This window comes from Wolbachia endosymbiont of Tribolium confusum, assembly GCF_020405475.1.
Taxonomy (GTDB): Bacteria; Pseudomonadota; Alphaproteobacteria; order Rickettsiales; family Anaplasmataceae; genus Wolbachia.
The window spans coordinates 44,657-70,310 of the sequence record NZ_JAIZNT010000002.1; the positions used below are offsets into that span (position 1 = coordinate 44,657).

Genomic DNA, 25,654 nt, shown 5'->3' on the forward strand with positions numbered 1-25,654 from the left:
CTGTTACTCACCTGCGCTCACTCTCCACCTGGTTTTATAGATTCACTAGAGGAAGATCCCGATCCCTTATTATCATCTCCACCTCCTCCAATAGCCCCTCTTGCCTTATTTACAGCCGCAGCAGCAACTTGACCAGCACCTCCAGCAGCAGCTTTGGCAGCAGATAAAGCTTTGTTTACCATTTGTGCAGGAGTGCTGCCTGAACCAAGTGCTGCCCTGTGATTACCAGCAAGCTCAGCAGCCATACCGGGAAGAACGTTTAAAAAGTGGTAAAATAAGAATAGCACTAAACATAACTTCATTAACTCTCCAAGTACAGAGTTACTAAATTCAACATACGCAAAATCAACCAGACCAAGTAGCATGCTTTTTTCCCATTTATATTCCTGTAGCATGCATGCTAAAGTATTTGGATTTTTAGTACACTCTCCTTTTTTCAGCTTAAACCATCGTTTTTTACTACCACCCGAAGCTTTTATTTGTTTCTCTATTTGTTCCTCATATTTCTCGTCTAACTCAAAACTCAAACCTCTATAAAAGATTTTATCACACGCTATAAACATAAAAGATAGAAATGCAAAGAGGATAACTGGGTATAAACTGTAGGTAATTAACTCTTTTAGCCAACCATCAAAATATCCTTTAGTATGTTGAAATAAAACCATAGGAATGAATAAAGGCGATAAGATGATAATTACACTAAGCGCAACTAAAGATAAGATAAATACATAGCACATCCACAAAATAACCATCATCATCAAAATAGCCATAAATATACAGACAAGAGCTACTAAGATCTGTCCACCAGCAAAAATAATACCGATTACCGAACCTGCAACTAATAAGACAGGAGCAGCACCAAGCAAAACCATTAATGTTACAGCACCCCCTGCACCAATTTTACCACCAATTCCATCTAAAGGGGCACCTAAATAGAATAAAATTCTACAATCAAGCTTATCCCAAGGAGCAAGATAGCTGTAAGATATTCTTTTTCCATCTACTTTACGCATGTATTCATAATCTTTGCCTGCTTCGTAATTACATATACCTTTGCTCTCAGATGATGCTTGCAATACTATCTCCGATAAACCATTTGAAAGTTTGGTTAATTCTCCGTAATAATGGGACATAGTACTGCCTGTTGTGAAGTAAATCACTAAAGCAAACTTAATAATCAACATGTACATTTCTTGAGGACTGCGAACACCACCAGACATGGCTTTTATAGAGAACAGTATTAAAGCCAAAACTAGGACAGCAGTTACGGTGTTTTTTAGCTTTTTCTGTGCTACAGATAAAAAACTACCCTTAGCATGTCCATCTTTATCTTTCAGTAGCTCACCACTTGAACCAATACCTGCCACTAAATTATCTAACGATTCCTTAATGCATTGCACTATCATAGAAGTGATGGGAAGAGGAGCTAATGATTTACTCCCTGCCTGATTGTAGCAAGCTTCAGAGATATACGAGCTAAAACAGCCTTTGTTGTCGTAACCTACAAAAATTTTTCCCTCTCCTTTCTTTTCCCTTATAATAGTTTTGTAATCTTTGTCCTTATTTTTAGAATTATTAAGATCTTCCTTATATTCACTTGTACCATCTTTATTTTTGAATATCATCACAGATTTTTCACACATAGGAGCAAGTGGGTCAGGTGGCAATTCTGTGCATCCTATATCAATTCCTTGCGGCCAAGCAGTTCCAGCTGCCCTAACTTCAGCCAATTCCACACATAATCTGCCCATTTTTTTCACTGCTTTGAACGTTGATCCATGTATAGTTTCGCTCTGTCCAGCTTTAAGAACTTTACATTCCAGATCACCATCAACTCTTGGCGACCATGACCCATCTACATATCCAGTGTCTTTCTCTCTGATATCAAAGTCTATGCATCCATCTTCCCCTCTGAAATTAAAGTCATTCTTCTTGAAAAAGTTGCCAAATGTTAAAGGATTGCGATGACACACTTCTATGTATTCACTATATTGCACGCCATTTTTTGGCCAGTAGTAGTGTTCACTATCAGCATTCCAGTCAGTAGAATTCAAAATCTCCTTTTCTGTTTGTTTTCCATCTTTTTCTGATCTTTCCTGTAATGCAGAAAAATATTCGTCTTCTGTTTGATAATTTTTATCTGTGAGGTCACGATATTCCTCATTTTTTAAATTAAAATTTTTATACTTTCCATCATGATTACGTGCAACTGGGTGTTTAACAAAGCTATGCTGACAAACAACAAGTCCCCCTACCGCCTTCCAGACTCCAACAATTGCAGCTACCATTCCAACGATAACAAGAGCAGTAAACAAACCAGCAGAAGAGACAATCAAAACAATACCAGTAAATATTGCACCAATAGCAATTGCTATCCCAGCAACTGCTGCAGCTGTTTCAAACGCCTTACAGTCAGGATCAGAGGCACGGCTAAAACTACCAGTAGAATTAAACCTGCTAACAAATTCCGTTTTGTCAGTACCACTTACTGTATCTGCAAACACTGGATATGAGAGTAAAAAATCTATATTTAATAAAAATATCGCAACTAACAGTAATGACAGTTTAGTTTTAAACATTTTTCACCTTTTGATAAAACACAGGCAACCACATCTTTGGATCATCTCCGACTTCTTTCAATATATCATGTAACAATAGGACACTTTCTGCACGTCCAGATAACACGTTGACCACATCATCCAAATCTTTCAGATCTATTCTAGCTACTACAGCATTAACTCCCTGCTTTACTAAAAAGAATCTAGTACTTGGATCTGTGTGTTTGATCAGTATGTACTCACGTTCAGTTAACATAAAAACATCTCGATAGACACTAGTAGCTTTCAGATTTGGCAAAAAAATTTGTGTTGCTGTCTGCTGTACAAGCGTATCACTAATAGCACTTTTACTTGCATCTTCAACACTCTGAGTAGCAAAAACCACAAAAGCATTTAACTTTCTCAGCACTTTCAACCAGTCTTTTATCTTAGGTGCAAAAACTGGATTATCTATTAACGCCCATGCTTCATCAAGAACAATAATAGATGGAGTGCCATCAAGCGATATACTAATCCTATGAAACAAATAAATTAAGACCGGCCCAAGAGCAACAGGATCTTTTAGCAAGCTAGCCATTTCAAAGCCAAACACTCTTGCTTTTGAAAAATCTAGCAAATCTTCTTTATTGTCAAATATTGCAGCATGAGAACCATCACCATGCCACATAGATATTGCTCCAGCTAGAGTATCAGGACCTGCAAGTCCTAAAAATGGTACGAGATTCCTTAAGAATCTATCCTCTTTTCTCAATTTAAAATTTCCTTCAATTGCATCATTAATTCGTGCAATATCCTCTGAAGTAAATTTATCGGTGTATACTGAGATTAAAGATTTTATCCACTCCATTAAAAATGTTCTATTATCAGGAGTATCGTCAAGTTGCAGAGGATTAAAATTTGTCTTAGTTCTTGGTTCTATTATAGTATAGATACCACCAAGTGCTCTTAAAAAAATTTCTGCACCGCGATCTTTATCAAAAAAGAATATTCTTGGAGAAAATTTCATTGCTTGAGCACATAAAAAATTCATTAAAACAGTTTTGCCAGCACCTGTTGGCCCAATTATCATAGTATGTCCAACATCCCTTATATGAAAGTTGAAGAAAAATGGAGTGCCAGATGTTGTATCAAAAACTGTAACAGCATCTCCCCAGTGGTTATTGAATTTTTTACCAGTAGGATAATTATGTTGAGATGCAAAACCGGCCAAATTAAGACTACTTATTGTACCTTTTCTTACTATATAATCAAAATTACCAGGAATTTGCGCCCAAAACGCTGGTTCTAGATTAACCCTTTCACGAACAGGATAAACACCACAATTAGAAAGCTCCGATTCAAACAATGATAAAGCATTGTCCAATGATTTAGGGCTTTTTTCTATACATAAGATAGTTAAATGGTGTGCACCAAACGCAATTTTACCACTCATTGCATCATCAAGCGCATGAGAAATTTCTGCTATTTGAGAAATAGCTTTATCTGCAGATTGTATCATACGATTTTGCTGTATCTGCATTTTCGCAATTGCCATTTGCCTATTTGTAAATTGAAAAGACTGCGTGATAATAAATTCATAAGGAAGTTGTAAAAAAGAATCAAGCATTCCTGCAGAAGTATTATTTCCATATTCTTTGATACTAACTATTCCAGCATATTTACTTTCATTATGAGTCACAACCTGTATCATCTTATGGCCAAAAAATAACCTATGAACTGGTAAGTATCTTGATATTTCAGTTTTTAGTGGAAAAAGCGTATTTGTAACAAAGCCACAATTTACAATTCTAGACAGAAACTCCATTATTTCACAAAACAGTCCGTTTGGAGTTTCTTTTACTCCAAGAACTTTAGGCGAATAATTCCTAAGGCTTGTTACTATACGATTTGTCGTTTCCTCTAAATCTTCATAGGTATCACGCATATCACTTTCCCAGGCATGTTTTGAAGTTACATGCCCAAATTTTTTCAGTAGATGTGATAAAAATTCTACTCCCTTTGTATCTGCCCTACGAATAATCGTAATGTATAAATCATTAATAAAAGATTGCCTAGTTGCGTGTTTTTCTCTCCATTTTAGATTTACATGGTTAGCAAAAAAATTTGGTAAACTCTGGTTTGCAAATTCATCAGAAAAGATATTCTTCTTACGCCTGATGGTATGAAAGTACAAACTAAATGCTGGAGATGAAATGCTTCTTAGCATCTGATTTCTGATATTATTTTGTATCGCCAAGTCTTCATCATCGGCCGTTTCAAATGCAAAGCCATTTAATTTTATAAATTTAACTAACCAGTTCTGCTTTGTTATCAAGGTTGTACTATTCCAATAGCAAGAATAAGGTATAAATTCAGCAGCGTGAACCTCTCTACTTAGAATAGATTTATTCTTTGATTGAATAGCTCTAAATCTCAACATTGCATAACATCAAGTAATGTCATAAGAATTGGCTCCATGATAAAACCGATTTAAACATTTGGAGCATTTTCCCAACTTTACCATAAATAACTCAATAAACAACGGTTCCTTTGCAGAAGCTATATAGCCAAGTCCATGTATACCTGGTAACATCAGGAGAATTACTCTAAGATCATTTGTATTAATGAAAATTAGCATGCAAATTAGAACGTTTAATATTGCAAACATATAACTCACACCAAAGAGCATTGCAGGTCTTGTAAGACCTTTAAACAACTGATCCGTTTGTACGCTACCTGTAGACATATCTTCAACCTTCTAATAATAGCTTTAACACTAATACTACATCATTAATTAAAAATCTATTGAAATGAATAGCACTTTAGGTAAGATAATTAATTTAAATTCAATGATTATAAGCTGGCCATTTCAAGAAGCAGAAAAAATACTACAAGAATTCCCTAATAAAAAAGAGATAATATTTGAGACTGGTTATGGTCCCTCAGGTTTACCACATATTGGTACTTTTGGGGAAGTTTTTCGTACCACAGTTATTGCAAACGCTCTAAAAAAAATAGCTCCTAGTATAAAAACCAAAATCATTGCAGTTTCCGACGATATGGATGGTTTACGAAAAATACCAGATAATGTACCAAATCAGGAAATGCTAAGAGAGAATCTGAACAAGCCACTAACCATGATACCTGACCCATTTGGCACTCATGAGAGTTATGGTCATCACATGAATTCGTTGTTGTGTAAATTTCTTGATTTGTTTGGATTTGAATACGAATTTAGGAGTGCAACAGAGTGTTATAAATCTGGCGTTTACGATGAAAAACTTTTACTCCTACTGAAAAATTATGATAAAGTGATGGACGTAATGCTTCCATCATTTCGGGAAGAAAGGCAGCAGACTTACAGTCCATTCTTGCCGATATGCCCAAAAACTTCCCAAGTTTTACAAGTTCCAATAATTGAAACAAATACAGATAAAGGAACAATCACGTATGAAGACCGAAACGGGGAAAAAATAGAAGTTCCAGTGACAAAAGGAAAATGTAAACTGCAATGGAAACCTGATTGGGGGATGAGGTGGGCTGCATTCGGAGTTAATTACGAAGCTCATGGAAAGGATTTGACTCCATCTGCTGTGCTTTCAAGTCAAATATGTAAAATACTTGGAGAAAAGCCACCGCTTTTGTTTTGCTATGAGTTATTTCTTGATAAAGAAGGAAAGAAGATATCAAAATCAAAAGGAAATGGTATTTCAATTGAGGAGTGGCTAACTTACGCGCCAACAGAGAGTTTAGCGCTATACATCTTTCAGAGTCCTAAAAAAGCTAAACGTTTATATTTTGATGTGATACCAAAATCAACTGATGAATATTTAGAGTTTGCTAAGCGTTACAATGAGAGTGAAGAAAAGGATGTAAATAGCCCTGTATGGCACATCCACCAGGGTAAAGTTCCAAACGTAGAAACTTCAGGCATAAATTTTTCTTTACTTTTAAACCTGGCAGCAGCTTGTAATGCTGAAAATAAAGAGATTCTTTGGGGTTTTATATCAACTTATGCACCAAACGTTACACCAGAAAGCAACAAAATGCTAGATAGGCTTTCGGATTTTGCAGTTAGGTATTATCACGACTTTATCAAGCCAACAAAAGCGTATAAAGCTTCAAACGAAAAAGAGAAAGAAGCGTTACTAGATTTAAAGAACAACCTACATTCCCTGCCTATTACAGCCACTGCTGAAGAGATTCAATCTCAGGTTTTCTCCATCGGAAAAAAACATAATTACAATAACTTACGCGATTGGTTTCAGTTTTTGTATGAAACATTACTTGGACAAAAAACCGGTCCTAGAATGGGATCTTTTATCAAGCTTTATGGGATAGATAATACAATCTCTCTTATAGAAAGTGCTACTGAACGTACACTTTAGAGTTTACCTTTTTTCATTTGAGCCCTCTAGTTTTACTACTTGACAAAATTTTCCAACTCCCTTATCATACCAATAAGATTATTTATCCTTGTTTTTGATACGCACAGTCTCAATGACAAAATTCAGATATTTATTGGCAAATTACATAAAAATTATAGCGGCTTTTTTTATTTTTTCTACATTCAGCTAAATCGCGCTTGTTAGCACATTATCAATTTACATTATTAAAACTCGCTATACGGGGATTCTTTTGTCTTTTTTTATTTAGTAAATTTCTTAATATTTGTAGCTAAAGTAATTTTAGAGAGCCAGCGCGTGACCAACCTGGTCAGTTTTCTGAATCCCAGTACTGGGATGACAAGAAGAGAGCTGACTTGAATGACACCAAATGGACACTGGGACAGAGGCTACTTGAATAATATTTCACCATGTCATTCCAGCACTTGATGCTGGAATCCAGAAGTTTTTTTGAGCACAAAAGTTATGCTAAGTTTTTCTTGGTAAGAAACCAGTGTCAGCTACTTGAATGAAACTATTTTGGATGAAAATCAGTGTCAGCTACTTGAAAAGGAAGAAGGGACTTCTTCCTTCTACTTAACTACACTGTTGCGCCTAACTCTGAAGAAATTTCTGATTGCACATCAACTCCATTTAGCTTCTTACCAGGATTTGACATTGCTTGTGCAATAGCTTCTTTTAGCTCATTACAAGGCTTATACACTTCATATATAATACCACCAGCAACAAGTCCTGTGAGTACAGCAGCAGCCACAGCTATCCCAGCCATAGCACCTACTGATAATGACACACCAATAAAATATGCAGAAGTAACTACTATAGCAGCTACAACAGATGCAATAACAAATATACCAACACCATAGACTATTCCTTGTATCTTGAAAAAAGCATCTAATGTTTTAAGCTTGAGCATTAGGTGGAGAAGGGAAAAATTTTGTGTTCATTCCTAGATATAAAATCTGTATGAGAGTTAAGAGTTCCCTCCTCAAAAGTAGAGGCTGAACGGTATCGTAGAAAGACCTAAATGGTTCTAATTCTGTATTCACAAGGTTAGCCTTACTTTTCATTTTTAATGGTAACGTATGGTGGCATATATGATCAACAACTTTCTGGGTATAGATATTTCAAAAGAACGCTTTGATGTTTTTCTTTCATTCATCAGTAAAAAAGGGAAACGTGAAACTAGGAAAAGGAGTTTTAAAAACGAGGATTCAGGATTTCAAGGTTTACTGGGCTTTTTGCAAAAACATAATGTAGAAGAAGTAAAAGCCTGTATGGAATCTACAGGTTGTTATGGTGAAGCTCTTGCTGAATTTCTACACAATGCTGGACATTTTGTTAGTGTTGTAAATCCTTATTGCATAAAATGCTATGCAAGGAGTAAGCTTGTACGACAAAAGAATGACCAGACTGATGCAGAGATTATTGCAGATTATTGCCAAAGACAGGAACCTTCCCGTTGGACACCACCTTCTTCTGAAAAGAAAAAATTAAAGCATCTTTATCGTTGTTTAGCTGCATTAAAAGATGAATTAGTATTAGTAAATAATCATTTAGAAAAGAAAGAGAGAGACTGCCTAAAGAAGTCGCAAACGCTTGGGAAAACCTTGCAATGAACATAGAACAAGAAATAAAAATAATAAGAAACTCCATACGTGAACTATTAAAACAACATAAAGAATTGTTGGAAGATTTTCAACTCTTATTGACTATTCCAGGCATAGGAGAGGAATCAGCAATAGCTATTTTAGCTGAAATTCCTGACATAAAAGCTTTTATAAATGCCAGGCAATTGGCAGCATACGCTGGAACTATACCACGAAATATAACATCAGGCTCATCTGTACATGCCAAGCCCAGATTAAGCAAAACCGGTTCACGAACATTATGTAAGGCAATTTACTTTCCTGCTATAGTAGCTAAGAATCACAATCCTATTATTATGACTTTTTGCGAAAGGTTAAAAGAGAAAGGCAAGCATAATATGGCCATTGTAGGAGCTGCAATGCGTAAGTTACTCCATATAGTTTTTGGTGTTTTAAGTTCAAGAAAGGCTTTTGATCCAGATCATATCAACAACTATAGGACTAGGAAGCTGACTGAAGGTTTAGTACTTTAAAATCAACATTTGATTTTATGATGCAATTTTTTGTTGACTCGCAAGACGGTATCTCTCATAATCGCGTCTTCAGTAACCATTTCTGCTAGATTTTTGTTACAACGACCTTTTACTAAAGGATTAGCACCTTTTTCTAATAGAGCTCTTACTACCTTGTGATGATTGTTATCAGCAGCAATATACAAAGGAGTGTGTCCATCTATATCTGGCAAATCAATACAGTTAGGCCCCTTAGCTAATAGAGCCTCTACTATCTCCATTTTGCCTTTCTTAGCAGCACGACATAAAGGAGTGCTTTCACTTTCATCTCGCAAATTAACATCAGCCCCCTTATCTAATAGAGCTTTTACTACATTTTCATTACCTTTTTCAATAGCCAAATGTAAAGGAGTTTTTCTATCTTTATCTCGCAAATTAACATCAGCCCCCTTATCTAATAGAGCTTTTACTACATTTTCATTACCTTTTTTAATAGCCAAATGTAAAGGAGTTCTTTCATCTTTATCTTGCAAATTAACATTTATTCCGTCTACTGCTAATAGAGCGTTTACTACATTTTCTTGACTATCTAGACATCCTATATGCAATAATGTTGGTTCTTTTCCGCTATCATAACTAAATAGATGATTTATATCAAAATTTTTCTTCTGCCATTCTTCATAAGTAGATGAGTCTACTTTTTTTAGTTGCTCTTGTATTTTTTCAACTATGTTATTACCATTCAAATCACTTTCACGATTTACTATACTTAATATCCATTTGAACAATTCTAAATACATATCAAACTCTCCTATAAAAATAATAATATACTTTAATTATTACATATCTAAGTAATAAAGTCAAGAATTTAATTAATTATCATAAATATTTAAACAAGAAAAAGGGCTTTTGTGCGAGCGTTATTAATCTTCAGTTTAATAGGATAAGATTCGTCAACGTTTCTGTAAGTATCTGCTATACAGAATAGTTGCCACCAATAAAGCCTAAACTTACTAAATACATTTCTGTAGATTCAGATCTACTTGACTTTGGTTTGAAGTATCTTACTGTTTTGAACATTTTTTTTAGCTCATTGCAGAAATCTTTATCAGACTCTCCTTGAAAAATTTTTACTACAAATTTGCCATCATGATTCAAAAAATGCTTTGCAAAATTGAGCGCTGCTTCGCATAAAAGCATAATTCTGATATGATCTAACGATTTTAAACCGCAAGATTCTGGTGCCATATCAGATAAAATTACATCAAATTTGTGATCCTTGAATTTTTCTCTTAAAATTTCAAGTTCGCTGATAATATCACACTGTATACACTCTACTCCACTAATTGCGTTTATTGGTTTTATGTCAACAGCAATCACACTCGCTCCTTTCTTAGATGCAACTTGTGACCACCCACCAGGAAAAGCGCCAAGGTCAATAATTTTTTGCCCTTCTTGGAGTAGTTTAAATTTATCGTCTATTTCTATTAACTTATATGCCGAGCGCGATCTATAACCGTCCTTATTGGTTTTTTGCACATACTGATCATTCAAATGGCGATGTAGCCATCTTGTTGAAGATAATTTTCTACCTCTAGCTGTTTTTACTCTGGTCTTTATACTAACAACCTACTTATTATTGATTATATCTTTGAGCTCTTTTTCAACTACTTCTTTTACCAATGCATGCAGATACTTATTCAGCCACTCTGAAAGCTGAGGTTTTAAAAGAGATACAACTAATTCTTCAACAGTAAGATCCGCTCTTTTTTGTTGTTTATGCCGTAGTTCGCTTTGCATCTTTTCAAGCAATGTTTTAATTTCCTCCATATTTTCTTTTAAAACTAAATGCTCGTTACTTTGTTCTTGATAGCTCACTTTGTTATTACTCATTTGGATATTATCATACAAATTTTTCTCTTCTGAGTTGTAACTATTAAATTGGTTATTCATTTTCTCACTTTGGCAATTATTCTCTTCTTCACTATTTTCTTTTTCTTCGATGTCCTCTGGGTACTCCTCTTCAAGGCATAATACGTCATCATCTTCATCTATTATTTCTGCTCTATCGCCACTTGGATTTTTACCCGATATAGCTTTTTTTATATCTTCTAGTATATCTTTTACAGATTGATTATCGCTCATACCATTAAATTTAAAGGTTTATACTATTTATCATAAAAAGCAAGTTGTAAACACTAATTACATAATTGCTTTTTGCCTGAATTAGATCGGAACGTGCTTTAAATAATTCATCTTCAGTATCCAAAAGATCAGTTGTGCTCTTTAAATTTAAGTTTACTTCTTGCTCAACTCCTTCCAATGCTAAAGCTGCTGCTTTTTCTGCTTCTTGACTTGCTTTAATAATAGCTTTTGCTGTCAGCACGTTATTCCAAGCATTTATAACTGCTTGTTCTATACTTTTTACTGCTTCGTAATAATCGTAAGTGGATTGTTTTGCATCCATTTTAGCTCTACTAACACCAAAAACATTAACTCCTCTTTTAAAGATCGGAATATCAAGAGTAAAGACAACATTCACATTTTCTAGTAACATATCTAATTTTATATTGTCCTTTCCAAAATTTTTACTTGCGCTTAGATTCAAAGAAGGAAGCCACTTGGAACTTTCAGCAATCACTTCCATTCCAGCAGCTCTTTTTTTATAAATAGCTGCTTTTAGGGACAAGTTGTTGGTTTTTGCTAACTGTAAACATTCATTTAATTCTGGTATAGAAGGTAGTTTACCATTAGTCTCGTGAAGATTATCAGCATCTTCACCAATTAAATGATAGTAAGCAATATTAGCCAGCTTTAATTCACCTTCAGCATCAACTCTTTTTGATATAGAAGATGAAAATTTTGCTTTTGCAAATAAAACTTCAGCATTAGTAACTTCTCCAAGAGAAAAGCGTTTTTTCATAGCTGACAAATGTTCTAAAGAAACACGTTCTTTATGTTCCCTCAGTTTTAATATTTCTACCTTTTGTAAAACATTAACATATGCTTTCACAGCGCTGAGTGCAACTTCTTGCTTAGATTGCTGAAATCTAATTTTTGCTGCTTTAAGAAGATGATTTGATCGGCTGAATGTAGCAAAAGTACCACCACCATCTATTATTCTTTGACTTAATGTTAGACGCTTTCCAGAGTTTTGTAGATTGTTAATAATATTAAAATTACTATCGAAATTATATTGTAAATTAATGTCAGGTAAAAACCCAGCCAATCCGGAAGATTTTAGTTGTTTTTCAGCACTCTTATATTGGTAAAATTGAGACTTTATTTTTGAGCTGTTTTTGATAGCTTTGCTTATAGCTTCCTCCAAATCAATTGCATAGCAACCTATGGTACAAAAAGCAATTATAAATATAATAATCAATCGAAACATTTTGCTTTCTAGCATATTATTAAAGTTATTAGCATAAATTACTTTAATAATCAATAACTAATGTTGTTGACACTATCAAGCAACTTAGTATATCATAATCTACTGTTATGTATTGATATATGAAAACTTTTTTCTTAAAAGAGAAACAAGTCGATAAAAAATGGCTTGTTATAGATGCAGAAGGATTAGTAGTAGGAAGGCTTGCAGCATTTGTAGCAGCGCTATTGCGTGGAAAGCATAAGCCTGAATACACACCTCATATGGATTGTGGAGATAATGTAATTATTGTTAATGCAGAAAAGGTACATTTTACCGGAAAGAAACTTAAAGATAAAATCTACTATAGGCATACAGGTTATTCTGGTGGCTTAAAGAAAACTACTCCAGATAATATTTTAAATGGCAAATTCCCTGAGCGTGTGATAAAAATGGCAGTAAAAAGAATGCTTGATGATGGTCCTATGGCACGTAGACGGTTTGAAAATTTGTATGTTTATTCTGGTTCAGAACATAAGCATCAAGGACAGCAACCTGAAAAAATAGATTTTGCCTCTTTAAATCGTAAAAATAAGAAATAATGGAGTAAAAAGTGAAAATAAATAATAATGATCAGCCAAAAAAGGTAATGGTTGACTCACTTGGTCGTTCATATGCCACAGGTCGAAGGAAAGAATCTGTAGCAAGAGTATGGATGAAGCTAGGAAGTGGAAAATTTAGTGTTAATAAAAAAGATGATTTAATTTCTTATTTTAAAAGAGAATCAGTGTGTCAAATGATTAAAGCGCCATTCATAGTGACTTCTATGTTAGATAGGTATGATGTGTTTGCAACTGTAAAAGGTGGAGGGCTATCTGGCCAAGCAGGTGCCTTAGCTCATGGAATAAGCAGAGCTTTAAGTAGTATAAGTCAAGATCTACACTCTATATTACGTAAAGGTGGATTCCTAACTAGAGATTCACGTGTTGTTGAGCGTAAGAAATATGGTCAACATAAAGCTCGGAAAAAATGTCAGTTTTCTAAGAGATAATTGTTTCATAATGGTATTTTTTTGTAAATATTATACAAGTTCTTACAAGGGTTTATGACATTTTCTCTTTTTATGACGAATTTAGTTGACTATTGGCATTAGCATAATATGCTGTTTATGTAATTTTTCAATATTAAGGTAATTTATGAGTAAAGAAGATATAGTAAACCAACTGAGTAAAGAGTGCTCTAGTCAAGGTATAGATATAACAAAAGCTAATTTGGGTAAGCTTCATGATATTTTTATGGAAATAATCAAGAACGATCTAAATCGTAAAGGTGAAATACGTTTGCATGGAATAGGGACATTCTCTACTGCTATAAGTAAGGAAAGACAATGCCGTAATCCTCAAAATGGTGAGATTATGACCGTTCCTGAAAAGAAAAGAGTAAGGTTTAAAGCAAGTCAAGCTCTTTCAAGTACTTTAAATAACTAAAGAGAAAGCATCAGCTATTTAGATATAGTCATTTTCATCTTTTTAGTTACACTGTGTAAGCCATGAAATATAGCCTCGCTGATTAAAGAATGGCCTATATTAAGAGCTGAGATGTGAGGTATCTCTTTTATTCTTTTAGCATGTTTATAATTTATGCCATGTCCTGCGTGGCATTCTATTCCTAGCTTATTAATGTATTCTGCAGAGTTAGTAATAAGTTTTAATTTTTCTTCTGATGGATTATCACAGTAATCCCCTGTGTGAATTTCTATTATGTCAGGCTTTCTTTCTAGCTTCTCAAGATATTTTAGTTGATTAATATTTGGATCGATAAACAGTGAGACTTTTATGTCAAAGCTGTGCATTTCCTCTATTATATCAGAAAGTTTACTGTGCATATTCACGATATCCAGGCCACCTTCGGTTGTTAATTCTTCTCTTTTTTCTGGTACTATACAAATCGAATAGGGTTTTACTTCTTTTGCTATTTTGAGCATTTCTTCCGTAGCTGCGATTTCAAGATTTAACTCAGTGCTAATGTTTTGTTTTAGATTGAATACATCCTCATCTCTGATATGCCTTCTGTCTTCTCGTAAGTGTACGGTGATAAAATCTGCTCCAGCATCAATAGCTATTCTTGCTGCTTTTAATGGATCTGGATAAGAAGCTCCACGTGCGTTGCGAAGGGTTGCAACGTGATCAATATTAACGCCCAATTTCACAATTTACCTCAAAAATTATTTATAAATTATACATATTATTAGATCTTATGCATGTCATCGTTTAATGCCATAGCTGAGAGACGGAGCTAGCAGTTATACCAATTCTCATTGTTGGCAAGTCAAATAAGAAACATTCAAAATTGTTTGATTGTGGAAGTGGAAAGAGAAGTAATAAATTTGCACACACTTGCCCTTTTTTACAGTTAATCTAGTTTATAGAACTACTCGTGGTAATCCAAACAAGATTTTTTATCATAATCAAGTTATAGTAAATTGGAACAACTTTTCGCATCTAAAAAACTTTAGATTTAATATTGAAATTAGTAAGTGGAATGATTATGTAATGCATGTATTAGTAAAAGGAGGTACAACATGAGTAATATAGTTCATTTAAATAAAAACAATAATCGTGATAATTTTAGTGTAAGAGGGTTACAAAGAGCCGTTGATGACATATTTGATAGTTTCTTTACAGGATGGAACCCAGAGCTTTCCAAAAGAGGCAGTAGTCTATTACCAGTTTGTGATTTTTATGAAACAAAGGAAAGCTATTGCCTATCATTAGAGTTACCAGGTATTCCTAAAGAAAGCATAGATATTAGTATATCTGGCGATAACTTAATAGTGAAGGGTGAAAAAACATGTGATAATGAATCAAAAGATAAGCAGTTTTACCATAAAGAAAGGTACTATGGTTCTTTCTATAGATCTATTCAACTTCCAACAAATGTAGAGCAAGATAAGGTATCTGCCAACTTTTTAGATGGGGTATTGCATGTAACCATACCTAAGTCAGAGAAACACATCAAGAAAATTGATGTAAAGTAACCAGTAAGTAGGTGTTATGAAAGTAGCTGACGTTGGCTTTTTTATGACGATGTCATCCGAGTAGCTGATATATAGCTGTACGGATATTCATTTTTGAAGACAGCAAATGGTGTCATGCCAGTGCTTGACACTGGCATCCAGCAAAATTTATCGCAAACAAGACAACATTTTCAATCAAAAAACTGGATCCCAGTGTCTGGGCACTGGGATGACACCCATTTAGTTGTCTTTTCTCGTCTACCTTATTTTACCACTCTGCTGAACAAATACGTAGAATGTTAACTTAGTAACACAATTTGTTTTGAAAATTATCTATAAATTAGACATACTATTAGATCTTATGCATAGTCATTTTTTAATGCCATAGCTGAGAGAAGAAGCTATTCTGCCTGTTCCCCTTATCATGAAACTGAAGTCTATATAGTACCACAGTATAATGGTACAATAAAATATACAAAAATACCAATAAAAAAAGGCAAAAAAAGCCCATAGTAACTTTAATAATTTAAAACGATTTAATGTGAAACCATAGGTACCAATTGGTTTTTAACTCAAGAATAATAGTCAAGTATCAGGAATTCTAGACATAAACCCTCCTAATGTGAAAAAGAGCTAGCAAAAGTGTAACTTTTTGCTGAAATTTGATTATTTGGTGAAAAAACCTGCAGGTGAAAATAGATTTTGGATCCTAAAAAACCTTCATTCTCCACTATAATGAAGCTACTAGAGCCTGTCAAGCAATTTTTTATTTAAATTGCTTGCAATCTTTTTATACACTCATCTTTACCAAGAATTACCATGATATCGATGATTCCAGGCGCATTCATTATTCCAGTTATTGGGGCGCGTAATGAGTGGTATATATCGCTCATTTTTATATCATGCAATTTCGCAAACTCCTTAATCTGAGAAGATAAAAAATTCTTATTCCAATCTGCATCTCCTATACTCGAGAAAAATGCTGCAAGTAACTTAATTATATTGAGGTTAGATTTGACAATTTGCTGAGCTTCTTCACTCAAATCAACTTGAATATAAAATTTTGCTAAATCCAATAATTCGGTCAGATAGTTTGCTCTTTTTTTTAGCTCTGTTAGTCCTTGTAATAAATAATTCTTTTTCTTATCAGTTAGAGCATTTTCTTCAAAAATAAGAGTAAGGATATCTTCATTGCTCATGTTACTAATATAATGATTATTTAAATGCTCTAATTTTTTAAAATCAAGCCGTGCAGGTGAACGACCGATGTTTTCTAAATTAAACCACTCTATTGCTTGCTCATCGCTAATAATTTCATCGTTACCATGACTCCAACCCAGTCTAAGCAGGTAGTTACGCATTGCTTCTGGTAATATTCCCATCTTTTCATAATCGCAAACACTTGTAGCCCCATGCCTTTTAGATAGCTTATTCCCGTCTTCTCCATGAATCAGCGGTACATGTGCAAAGCGTGGAACATCAAAATCAAGAGCCTGATATATCAGCAATTGTTTAAAGGTATTAGTGAGGTGATCAGAGCCACGTATAATATCAGTTATTCCGGCATCATGGTCATCAACCACTACAGCAAAAATATATGTTGGAGTATTGTCAGAGCGCAAGATTACTATGTCATCAAGCTGATCGCTACTTATTGTAACTTGGCCGTATATTTTATCGTCAACAACAATATTTTCTGAGTCTGGCACTTTAAAGCGAACAACAGGCTCTGCATTTGATGTCGAATGAGTACACTTATGCTTATATATTTTTCCTTCTTCTCTTGCTCTTATTTTCTTCTCCGCAACTTCATTCTCGGGGCAGTAACAATGATACGCCCTACCCTTTTCAACTAAAAGATTTGTAACCTCAATATGTCGCTCTATTCTTTTTGACTGATATACTATTTCTCCATCATAGCTTATTCCAAGCCATTTTAACCCATCTATTATTGCATCAATTGCTTCCTGTGTTGAACGTTTTCTGTCGGTATCCTCAATCCTTAGTAAAAACTGGCCACCATGACGCTGCGCATAGAGCCAATTAAATAAAGCTGTGCGAGCTCCTCCAATATGTAAAAATCCTGTTGGTGATGGAGCGAATCTAGTGACTATACCTGGCATATTTGTCTATTGTGATAACGTAACCGATGATAACTAAAATTTGTACTTGCAACAACGTGGAACTATAGTAAATTTGAAAGATCAATTTACATTTATTTTTAACAAACTGCATTGTATAATTTAATATTAGTGAATACAGTGAGGTGTATATATGGATAATTTATTTGAAATTGCAAGAGGAGTTGTAACAAAAGAAGATGAAAATAAATTTATTGAAGCTTGCAAGAAAAGAGTTGCTTGTGTAGCTAAGCATAGAATTGATGAAAATGGAAACCCATTTCATATAGCAGCAAGTAAAGGGTTTCTATTATCTGCGTTACAGGAGATCATAAAGTATTTAGAAGAAGATACTGAGAGCAAAGTCAAGAAAGCAAAAGAAGCTGAAGATTGGGAAGAAGTAAAAAGATTAAAAAAGGAACTTAAGAATAATAAGAAATATATTAAGGAAGCACTCCTCGATAAAAGCTATATTAAGGATGACGGGAAGAAGGCAGTATCACCCCTTTATTTCTTGGACCCTGCAGAGCGGAAGGAAGTTAAGCAAATTGCAGATATAAAATGTGGCTTTATATGTAATAAGAAGTTTCATATATGCTTATATATAGTAGGAGCTATAGTATGTGCTATCACTATGTGTGTATCTTTGTATCTTCTATTTTCGGCTTCTCAATCTCTTGCATTGGCTTCAATAGCAACAATAGCCTCTGGGGGGTCTTCATATCTGTTCTTTAAGGCATGTAACGAGGTATATGGCCTCTATAACGAAAGTACTATAGTGACAGATCCTGATGTTATGCAATTTTTAGATGGTGGTTTAGCCCCAACATGAAGTACTTGCAAGGAATAATATAGAAATTTACTTTCTTAACTTAAGAAAGTATACTTATAAGATGATAAGAAAGAAGTATAATAAGATTTTAGTAGCAAACAGAGGGGAGATTGCCTGCAGGATAGTCAAAACTGCGCACAAGATGGGCATATCTTGTGTGTCTGTGTACTCAGATGCAGATGCAAATTCTGTGCATGTAAAGCAAGCAGATGAGTCAAGGCACATTGGCCCTTCGCCTGCTTATCTTAGTTACTTAAATATCGAAAAAATATGCGAAGTAGCAGTTGAAACAGGTGCCGAGGCGGTTCATCCTGGCTATGGTTTTTTAGCAGAAAATCCAGATTTTCCACGTGCTCTCCAAAAATATAATATAGATTTTATCGGTCCAAGTGCAGAAACAATAGAAGCTACAGCCAATAAAATAACAGCAAAAGAAGAGGCAAGAAAGGCTGGAGTAAATGTAGTGCCAGGATATATGGGTAAGATCGAAAACGCTGACCATGCATCCATGGTTGCTGAAGAAATTGGTTTTCCCGTTATGCTCAAAGCTGCATCAGGTGGTGGTGGCAAAGGAATGCGAATTGTACATTCCAAAAAAGAAATTGTACTAGCATTTACATCAGCAACAAATGAAGCAGAGAAAAGTTTTAAAAATGGTAGTATTTTCATAGAAAAATATATAGAACTACCAAGACACATCGAAATACAAATTATTGCAGATAAATACGGCAATATAGTGTGTCTTGGGGAGAGAGAGTGCTCGGTACAGAGGAATAACCAGAAAATAATAGAAGAAACACCAAGCCCATTTATTAGTGAAGAAGTAAGACAAAAAATGTATGCTCAATGTGTTTCTTTGGCAAAGCAAGTTGATTATTTTTCAGCAGGTACTATTGAGTTTGTTGTTGATAAAGACCAAAATTTCTATTTTCTTGAGGTAAATACAAGATTACAGGTTGAACATCCAGTAACAGAATTTGTTACTGGAATAGATATAGTAGAAGAAATGATCAAAATTTCCTGTGGAGAAAAACTAAGGTTTAGTCAGAATGATATTAAACTTACTGGCTCTGCAATAGAAAGTAGAATTTGCGCTGAAGACCCATCAAAGAGATTTTTCCCTTCCAGTGGAAGAATAAAATACTACGATAAACCAGATGATGTAAGAATAGATGATGGAGTAGCTAGCGGCTCAGAAATCAGCATGTTCTACGATTCAATGATTGCAAAAGTAATAACCTATGGAAAAGATAGAATAGAAGCTATTGGCAGAATGCAAAAAGCTTTGTCTGAGTGCTATATAGGGGAAGTAACAAACAATATAGAATTTCTAGAATCCATCTTCCATCATCCAAATTTTATTGCAGCAAAGCTTCACACAAGATTCATTCCAAATCATTATCCTGGTGGGTTTCAAGGCGATCTTATTACAGAAGAATATATTAAAATGTTTATTTTTGCTGCACTGTATGTTCACTTAAAAAACGAAGAGAGATACTATCACGAAGCAGTACCTCAGGCGTCATCGCAGTGCTTGACTAGTAAAAAAGAAGAGAAGATCCCAGTGTCAAGCACTGCGATGACACCTTACGGTATTGGAGTGACGTCTAAAAGCATTGGAACTACAAATAATTATACAAGAGATTTATTCATAGTGAAAATAGACGATAATGAGCACTCCGTAAATGCAAAATATCAAGATAATATATTAACAACAGTATATAATCACAATAAATACTCCGTGGTAGGTAAGTGGAAACTAAGTTACAGGTTGTTATATATAACAATTAATGATGATACCAATATAGCACTTAAAATAGAAAGGCAAGGCAGCAAATACTTTATAAGACACGCAGGTATGAAAGCTAAATGTTGTGTATTGAAACCTCATGTAGCTGAACTAAGCAAATTAATGCTAAACAACAAAACAGAAGGGATTTCAGTAGACGCTGTAAAATCTCCAATATCCGGTTTATTGGTTAAATTATACGTCAATGCTGGAGATCAGGTAGAGGTAGGACAACCTCTGTTTGTTGTAGAGGCAATGAAAATGGAAAATATAATATGTGCTGAATCAGAAATGGTAATAAAAAATATCCCTGTTACAGAGGGGAAAAATGTACAGGCTGGTGATTTGGTATTAGATCTGGTTTCTTAAATAACATAAGCAGTATAAACTTGACCCAAATAAGATAAACGAAAACATTTGATGGGCTATAGCAATGGCCATTGGTATATGCAGCAACAAAGTGACTACTCCTAGAATTACCTGAATGATGACGGAGAATAGCATAACATATAATGGTTTTATACTGGCATTTTTTATTGTGAGTATTGCTGTCAGAACTAATATCAGCAATGCCAATGCCCGGTGTATGAATTGCACTGTTACTCTATTTTCAAAGATATTTAGCCAAGCAGGCTGTAAGTAAAATAAATCTTCCGGAACAATTTGTCCATCCATTAGTGGAAAGGTATTATAAATTAAACCAGCATTTAGCCCTGCAACAAATGCACCGAAGATTATTTGTACTGTCACTAGGATTAAAATTACCCATATGTAACATGTACTAACCTTAAGTTTAGTTTGCCTTGGTTTGATTTGGTAATCAAAAAATTGATACGACAATAATGCAAAAATAACCAATGCAAGCAGTAAGTGAAGTGCGAGCTTATAGTGACTAACATGAGGATTGACTACCAAACCGCTTTTTACCATATACCAACCAGCAAAAGCTTGTAAAATTCCAAATAATAGTGCTGTAGATAACCTTATTACTGCATTTTTAGGTATTCTTTTTTTTAGTGTAAAGTATATAAATGGTAAGGTAAAAACTAAACCTGTCAGCCTTGCAATTAACCTGTGCACATATTCTATTAAGTATATGGTGCGAAACTCTTCCATACTCATACCATAATTAAATGCTTTATATTCAGGTGTAGCTTCATATTTTGATTTTTCTTTTAGCCAGTCTTGTTCACTCAGCGGTGGCAATGTTCCGGTAATTGGTTTCCATTCCGTGATTGACAATCCTGCTTTTGAAAGTCTGGTAAATCCACCAATTCCCACCATGCAAATCACCATGAGAGAGCAGAGAAAAAGCCAAATAGCTACAGGTTTTGCTTCCATAATCCATGCTGAGTTTTATTCCATTGCTGAGGGTGAATAACAAATTCCCACAAAGCGAGAAAAGCTGCAACGCTATGTAGTAGACTATAGACGGGAAAAAATATTGATACTATATAAAAATAAAAAGGCATTTTTTGTTGTCTGATAGCTATTATCAAAAAAATCAAGTTAATACTGTATACTATTATAAAATAATATAAGAATAATTCATTCAAAATTTGAGTCAGCACCAATGAAAGTAACAAAAAAGGAGTCGTGAAAAATATAAAAGCTGAGGAACCAACAAAAAGGTTTAATAGCAAAACTCCCTTAAGCCCAGTGTGCTTAAAAAGTAATTTTATATTTTTTAAATGAACGATATAAGCTTGCATATAACCTTTAATCCAGCGTGCTCTTTGTTTGATCCAAGCAAACACAGTAGTTGGTGATTCTTCCAATGTTTCTGAATCAATAATCCTGGTTTTATATCCCATTTGCGCAAGTCTCAAACCTAGGTCAGCGTCTTCAGTGACATTGTAAGCATCCCAGAAAAGTACTTTCTTTAAAATTTCCACTGAAAAATGATTACTGCTACCACCCAAAGGTATTGGCATGTTCATTTTTTGAAATCCAGGCAACAAATATTGAAACCAGTTCGCATACTCTAGAGAAAAAGATTTTGTGAGAAAATTATAATCACAGTTGTAGTAATTTAATTTTGCCTGTACACAGGCTAACTTTTCGTCGCCCTTATTAAATTCAATTAGTGCTTTTTTTAACTGCAACGGATCTGGCTTGTCATCTGCATCATATATTACCACATACTTTCCTCTAGCAAAGCTCATAGCATAATTGCATGACTTAGCTTTTGTTCTAGGCAGAGAATGAGGCACTTTTATTACTTCAAAATACTGTGGTAAAGTGCATTTTTCTATAGCTGCCAACATTTCTTGATCATCGCTCTCTATCACAAGCTTTACATCTAATTTTGATTTTGGATAATCCAAACTTTCAATGCTCTTAATCAATTGCTTTATAACCGCATTCTCTTTAAAAGCAGGCAATAAAATAGTATATATAGGTTCATTCATCTTATCATAATCTGCTTTTTGGTTAGAAATTTTACGCAAGCCAAAAATTTTAGTTACAAATTTGAATAAAGAACTAGAACATCCGATTATAAATATCAACACCAAAGCAAAATATGCATATTTTTTTGTCAGTGTTAAAGTCGAAATCATAACAAAGAAAGAGGAAAAAAAGATTGAACTGAGCCTAATGCTTTTAGCTGAAAAATTAGGATTCTTATAATATAAGTAGTTACTTGCGAATTCTGAAATACCAAAGTGTGAGTTAAGAAGATTTAAAACCTGTTTGCTATCTACTTTTATCAATACATATTCAATACCGTAATGAGATTCGACCCAAAGGTTGATATCTTGGCTTATGTCTTCAACCATAAAAAAAGTAGTATCATTTAATTTTTGCCAAGGAATTATATTAAACCTATAGTAGAAAAGTTTCTCTTGTTCTTTGCATAAACTAGAATCAAATTTAATTTTTTCTACATTATCAGTTTGAAGTACAGACATTAAACTTAATGCAACTTTTTGCTCAAGTCACGTGAAAACGAAGATATAACCTCACTACTACGCTTATCATCTTTACGTTCATGCATTATTTTTTTTACAGCATCAGCAGCTATACTCGCTGTGTTAGCTTGTAAATCCCCAAGAGCTTTTTCAACTTGGTCAGTAACTTTCTTCAAATTAGAATGGGAATTTTCATCTAACGTTTGATCGAGTTGCTGTCTATTATGCTTAATAATACTATTAGCCTTATCAAGTGCTTCATTCATCATTTTGTTAACTTCTGCATCTAATTTTTTGTATTTTTCAGAAGATTTTTTGTAATACTCCAACATATCTTTTCTGAATTTTTCAGTTTCTTCACTTGAAAACTTGCTTTTGTTACGTTTATTGTTAAGCGCGTTTTTTATTACCTTCCTTAGCAATTTATATGAGAGGATAAAACCTACTAAAAAAGCAAGGCTTATAACTAGTAATGTAGACATAAAAACCCTAAAATTCTTTGGATACCAAATCAGCAACAAATTCCTCTTCAATCTCAGAATTAGTTAACTTAGTATAGTAAATCAAAGCAATACTAGTAGCCATTTGTTTTAATTCACTAATATACTTAGATTTAAATTGTACTACCTTTTCTTCAACAAGTTTAATCATCTTCTTGTCTTCCTCTTCCAATATATCCTTAACATTCGCTCTCATTTCTTCTACTTGAGCAAATGCATCATCTATGATTTTTTTTGCCCGTACTCTAGCTTGATTTAAAGCTGCATTATACTTGGCAATTTGCTCTTCTGTAAGTCTTAAAAGGTGAATAGAACTATTAAATGAATCTAACACTTCTTTACTTCTAGTGCTTATTATTTCATCTAACTTCGGTAAAAACAAACAACTGACTACAAAAAAAAGTGAAGAGAAAAAAATTAAAAACCAAAAAATTTGAGAAGAGAAAGTTGAAACATCAAGCTGTGGCATCTGTTAAGCAGCAAATATTAATAACATTGCAAGTACAAACGCAAGCAACCCCATGATTTCAACCATGGCAGCACCAATATAAACGTAACTTTTCATTTTACCTTCTGACTCAGGATTTCTCGCAATCCCATTTAACATAGCAGAGAAGATATTAGCTATACCTAAACCAGCACCGAGCATTCCAAATACAGCCAAACCAATTGCTATAAATTTTAAAGCCACTAAATCCATATATTACCTTTAACTATTTCTTTATAATATAATTGTAAAATATTCTGCAAGGAAGTCAATTACTTTACTGCATCTGACAAATATACACATGTTAATATAGTAAATATATAAGCTTGCAAAACTGCAACAAATACTTCAAATCCTATTAGTGCAATTATAAACAAAAAAGGTGCAGGTGTAAAAAATATGTTCATATTTATGACGAATCCTGCTATCACTTTGATGATTGTATGACCCGCAATCATATTTGCTGCAAGCCTTATTGATAAACTAATCGGTCTTACTAAATAAGCAAATAATTTAATAATGATGATTATAGGTGCAAGCCACGAAGGAGTTCCTTTTGGTAGCAATATGCGTAAAAATTCTACTCCTCTTTCTTTAAACCCAACAATCGTTATATAAGTAAAAACCACCATTGATAAAGCGAAGGTAACTATCACATGACTTGTAACTGTGAAACTATAAGGAAGAACACCAACTAAATTACACGATAAAATGAAAATAAATACTGTAAATATCAAAGGAATGTGCTCCAAACCTTTGCTTCCAGTGTTACTTTCTATTATTGAAACAACAAAATCATATACATATTCAACTGCAGCTTGCAAATATCCTGGTATTACTGCACCTTTTCTTATTCCAAGGAGCAAAAACAGTACCATTAATATCACCGAGATCATCATAAAAAGAGATGAGTTGGTAAAGTTTATGTCATACCCAAATAATTTTGGTAGTTCTATTATTGTATATACTTTAAATTGTTCTAGCGGATTTAACGCCATTTTGACCCTGTATACTTAAACTGCAGCAGTAAATAAAGTATAAATTTTATAGAATAAAGTCAAGAATTAATATAAGGAGCTCTGTATTATTATAGCATTAACATATTAACAAAATATACAATTAAAATGCAAATTATAGTCAGCTACCAATCTTATTCTAAATTCTTGACTTAACATCTTATTTTAACTATAATTTAATTTTAATATGAGGCAATTATGAACGAAATAGATTTTACTAATCCACCTTTAAATTTAGAACAGGAATGTGGTAACGGGTACATCAAGTTTACAGATTATTATTCTAACTCAGACACTGGTCTTTTCCACATGGCAGGTGAAATGCTAAATGAAAGCCATGATGTTATAGGAAATTTCACTGGTGATGCTTACATTTATAATTTCCATATAGATGATCACAATATGAACATTCAACTCTGCATGGAAATGGACTGCAAAGGTGATATAAAGAAAATTCTTTCTTTGTAGAAAAAGTAGGCTTCTCCTTCGTTTTTTACAATTAGAGAAGCTACTCACTACAACAAGCTTTAAAATCATTATATTTTACATTACAATAACTTTTTTATTTTCTGTT

The 25,654-nt window shown here is 33.8% G+C and carries 24 protein-coding genes and 1 pseudogene; 9 read left to right on the forward strand and 16 right to left on the reverse strand.

The features are described 5' to 3' along the window. Positions 1–17: 17 nt before the first annotated feature. From LEM02_RS01960 to LEM02_RS01970, 3 genes are read right to left on the reverse strand one after another with little or no spacing between them, the layout of a single operon-like run. The gene (locus LEM02_RS01960) at positions 18–2,579 is read right to left on the reverse strand and encodes a TrbL/VirB6 family protein (RefSeq protein ID WP_226079505.1); all 2,562 of its coding nucleotides are present in this window, start codon (positions 2,577–2,579) and stop codon (positions 18–20) included. Beyond that, positions 2,572–4,977: a VirB4 family type IV secretion/conjugal transfer ATPase gene (locus tag LEM02_RS01965; protein ID WP_226079506.1), complete on the reverse strand. Its 2,406-nt coding sequence runs from the start codon at positions 4,975–4,977 to the stop codon at positions 2,572–2,574. Before LEM02_RS01965 ends, LEM02_RS01960 begins: the two co-directional genes overlap by 8 nt. A gap of 9 nt (positions 4,978–4,986) precedes the next feature. Beyond that, positions 4,987–5,283, reverse strand: coding sequence for a type IV secretion system protein VirB3 (locus LEM02_RS01970; RefSeq protein WP_226079507.1), 297 nt, complete (start codon positions 5,281–5,283; stop codon positions 4,987–4,989). A gap of 64 nt (positions 5,284–5,347) precedes the next feature. Here LEM02_RS01970 and LEM02_RS01975 point away from each other — a divergent pair, with 64 nt between their 5' ends. Further along, positions 5,348–6,925, forward strand: coding sequence for a lysine--tRNA ligase (locus LEM02_RS01975; protein WP_226079508.1), 1,578 nt, complete (start codon positions 5,348–5,350; stop codon positions 6,923–6,925). 598 nt (positions 6,926–7,523) lie between these two features. On the opposite strand, the gene LEM02_RS01980 is transcribed toward LEM02_RS01975, so the two are convergent. Next, positions 7,524–7,856 (reverse strand): hypothetical protein, encoded by a 333-nt coding sequence (locus tag LEM02_RS01980; protein WP_226079509.1) that lies wholly within the window; start codon positions 7,854–7,856, stop codon positions 7,524–7,526. A gap of 181 nt (positions 7,857–8,037) precedes the next feature. Here LEM02_RS01980 and LEM02_RS01985 point away from each other — a divergent pair. Continuing rightward, a pseudogene (locus LEM02_RS01985) lies at positions 8,038–9,062 on the forward strand (IS110 family RNA-guided transposase). Between the two features lie 2 nt (positions 9,063–9,064). On the opposite strand, the gene LEM02_RS01990 reads toward LEM02_RS01985, so the two are convergent. The 4 genes from LEM02_RS01990 to LEM02_RS02005 all read right to left on the reverse strand — a co-directional run bounded on the left by LEM02_RS01990 (position 9,065) and on the right by LEM02_RS02005 (position 12,447). Next, complete coding sequence (locus LEM02_RS01990; RefSeq protein WP_226079510.1) at positions 9,065–9,841, reverse strand: ankyrin repeat domain-containing protein; 777 nt, start codon at positions 9,839–9,841, stop codon at positions 9,065–9,067. A 175-nt stretch (positions 9,842–10,016) separates the two neighbouring features. After that, entirely contained in the window at positions 10,017–10,595 is a 579-nt protein-coding gene (locus LEM02_RS01995) for an RlmE family RNA methyltransferase (protein ID WP_226079511.1), read from the reverse strand. Between the two features lie 75 nt (positions 10,596–10,670). Beyond that, entirely contained in the window at positions 10,671–11,186 is a 516-nt protein-coding gene (locus LEM02_RS02000; protein ID WP_007302034.1) for a PopZ family protein, read from the reverse strand. A gap of 10 nt (positions 11,187–11,196) precedes the next feature. After that, the gene (locus tag LEM02_RS02005) at positions 11,197–12,447 is read right to left on the reverse strand and encodes a TolC family protein (protein ID WP_226079512.1); all 1,251 of its coding nucleotides are present in this window, start codon (positions 12,445–12,447) and stop codon (positions 11,197–11,199) included. Positions 12,448–12,551: 104 nt separating this feature from the next. On the opposite strand from LEM02_RS02005, the gene rplM reads away from it, so the two are divergent. The 3 genes from rplM (at position 12,552) to LEM02_RS02020 (ending at position 13,895) form a co-directional block, all read left to right on the forward strand. Then, complete coding sequence (gene rplM / locus LEM02_RS02010) at positions 12,552–13,010, forward strand: 50S ribosomal protein L13 (RefSeq protein WP_006014941.1); 459 nt, start codon at positions 12,552–12,554, stop codon at positions 13,008–13,010. Between the two features lie 47 nt (positions 13,011–13,057). Continuing rightward, complete coding sequence (gene rpsI / locus LEM02_RS02015) at positions 13,058–13,459, forward strand: 30S ribosomal protein S9 (RefSeq protein ID WP_255586145.1); 402 nt, start codon at positions 13,058–13,060, stop codon at positions 13,457–13,459. Between the two features lie 145 nt (positions 13,460–13,604). After that, entirely contained in the window at positions 13,605–13,895 is a 291-nt protein-coding gene (locus LEM02_RS02020; RefSeq protein ID WP_226079514.1) for an HU family DNA-binding protein, read from the forward strand. Between the two features lie 14 nt (positions 13,896–13,909). Here LEM02_RS02020 and LEM02_RS02025 read toward each other — a convergent pair whose 3' ends face one another. After that, a complete protein-coding gene (locus LEM02_RS02025) occupies positions 13,910–14,617 on the reverse strand; it encodes a pyridoxine 5'-phosphate synthase (protein ID WP_226079515.1) in 708 nt (235 codons plus the stop codon). Positions 14,618–14,989: 372 nt separating this feature from the next. Here LEM02_RS02025 and LEM02_RS02030 point away from each other — a divergent pair, with 372 nt between their 5' ends. Further along, complete coding sequence (locus LEM02_RS02030) at positions 14,990–15,445, forward strand: Hsp20/alpha crystallin family protein (protein ID WP_226079516.1); 456 nt, start codon at positions 14,990–14,992, stop codon at positions 15,443–15,445. Between the two features lie 749 nt (positions 15,446–16,194). Here the strand turns inward: LEM02_RS02030 and gltX are convergent. Then, positions 16,195–17,547 carry a glutamate--tRNA ligase gene (gene gltX / locus LEM02_RS02035; RefSeq protein WP_226079517.1) on the reverse strand — a complete coding sequence of 451 codons (1,353 nt, stop codon included), beginning with the start codon at positions 17,545–17,547 and terminating at the stop codon, positions 16,195–16,197. A gap of 151 nt (positions 17,548–17,698) precedes the next feature. Between gltX and LEM02_RS02040 the strand changes: the two genes are divergently transcribed. After that, positions 17,699–18,376 (forward strand): ankyrin repeat domain-containing protein, encoded by a 678-nt coding sequence (locus LEM02_RS02040; protein WP_226079518.1) that lies wholly within the window; start codon positions 17,699–17,701, stop codon positions 18,374–18,376. Between the two features lie 61 nt (positions 18,377–18,437). Then, positions 18,438–20,534, forward strand: a complete 2,097-nt coding sequence (locus LEM02_RS02045; protein ID WP_226079519.1) for an ATP-binding protein — start codon at positions 18,438–18,440, stop codon at positions 20,532–20,534. On the opposite strand, the gene LEM02_RS02050 is transcribed toward LEM02_RS02045, so the two are convergent. From LEM02_RS02050 to LEM02_RS02075, 6 genes are read right to left on the reverse strand one after another with little or no spacing between them, the layout of a single operon-like run. Continuing rightward, positions 20,517–21,506: a COX15/CtaA family protein gene (locus LEM02_RS02050; RefSeq protein ID WP_226079520.1), complete on the reverse strand. Its 990-nt coding sequence runs from the start codon at positions 21,504–21,506 to the stop codon at positions 20,517–20,519. The genes LEM02_RS02045 and LEM02_RS02050 overlap by 18 nt on opposite strands. Next, positions 21,488–23,077 (reverse strand): glycosyltransferase family 2 protein, encoded by a 1,590-nt coding sequence (locus LEM02_RS02055; RefSeq protein WP_226079521.1) that lies wholly within the window; start codon positions 23,075–23,077, stop codon positions 21,488–21,490. Before LEM02_RS02055 ends, LEM02_RS02050 begins: the two co-directional genes overlap by 19 nt. Positions 23,078–23,082: 5 nt before the next feature. Next, on the reverse strand, positions 23,083–23,559 hold the full coding sequence (locus tag LEM02_RS02060) for a F0F1 ATP synthase subunit B family protein (protein WP_010402542.1): 477 nt from the start codon (positions 23,557–23,559) through the stop codon (positions 23,083–23,085). A gap of 7 nt (positions 23,560–23,566) precedes the next feature. Continuing rightward, on the reverse strand, positions 23,567–24,046 hold the full coding sequence (locus LEM02_RS02065; RefSeq protein ID WP_007302046.1) for a F0F1 ATP synthase subunit B family protein: 480 nt from the start codon (positions 24,044–24,046) through the stop codon (positions 23,567–23,569). A 3-nt stretch (positions 24,047–24,049) separates the two neighbouring features. Continuing rightward, positions 24,050–24,277, reverse strand: coding sequence for a F0F1 ATP synthase subunit C (locus LEM02_RS02070; protein ID WP_006014985.1), 228 nt, complete (start codon positions 24,275–24,277; stop codon positions 24,050–24,052). A gap of 59 nt (positions 24,278–24,336) precedes the next feature. Further along, the gene (locus LEM02_RS02075; RefSeq protein WP_007302047.1) at positions 24,337–25,062 is read right to left on the reverse strand and encodes a F0F1 ATP synthase subunit A; all 726 of its coding nucleotides are present in this window, start codon (positions 25,060–25,062) and stop codon (positions 24,337–24,339) included. A gap of 216 nt (positions 25,063–25,278) precedes the next feature. On the opposite strand from LEM02_RS02075, the gene LEM02_RS02080 reads away from it, so the two are divergent. After that, entirely contained in the window at positions 25,279–25,548 is a 270-nt protein-coding gene (locus LEM02_RS02080) for a hypothetical protein (RefSeq protein WP_226079522.1), read from the forward strand. Positions 25,549–25,654 lie beyond the last annotated feature (106 nt).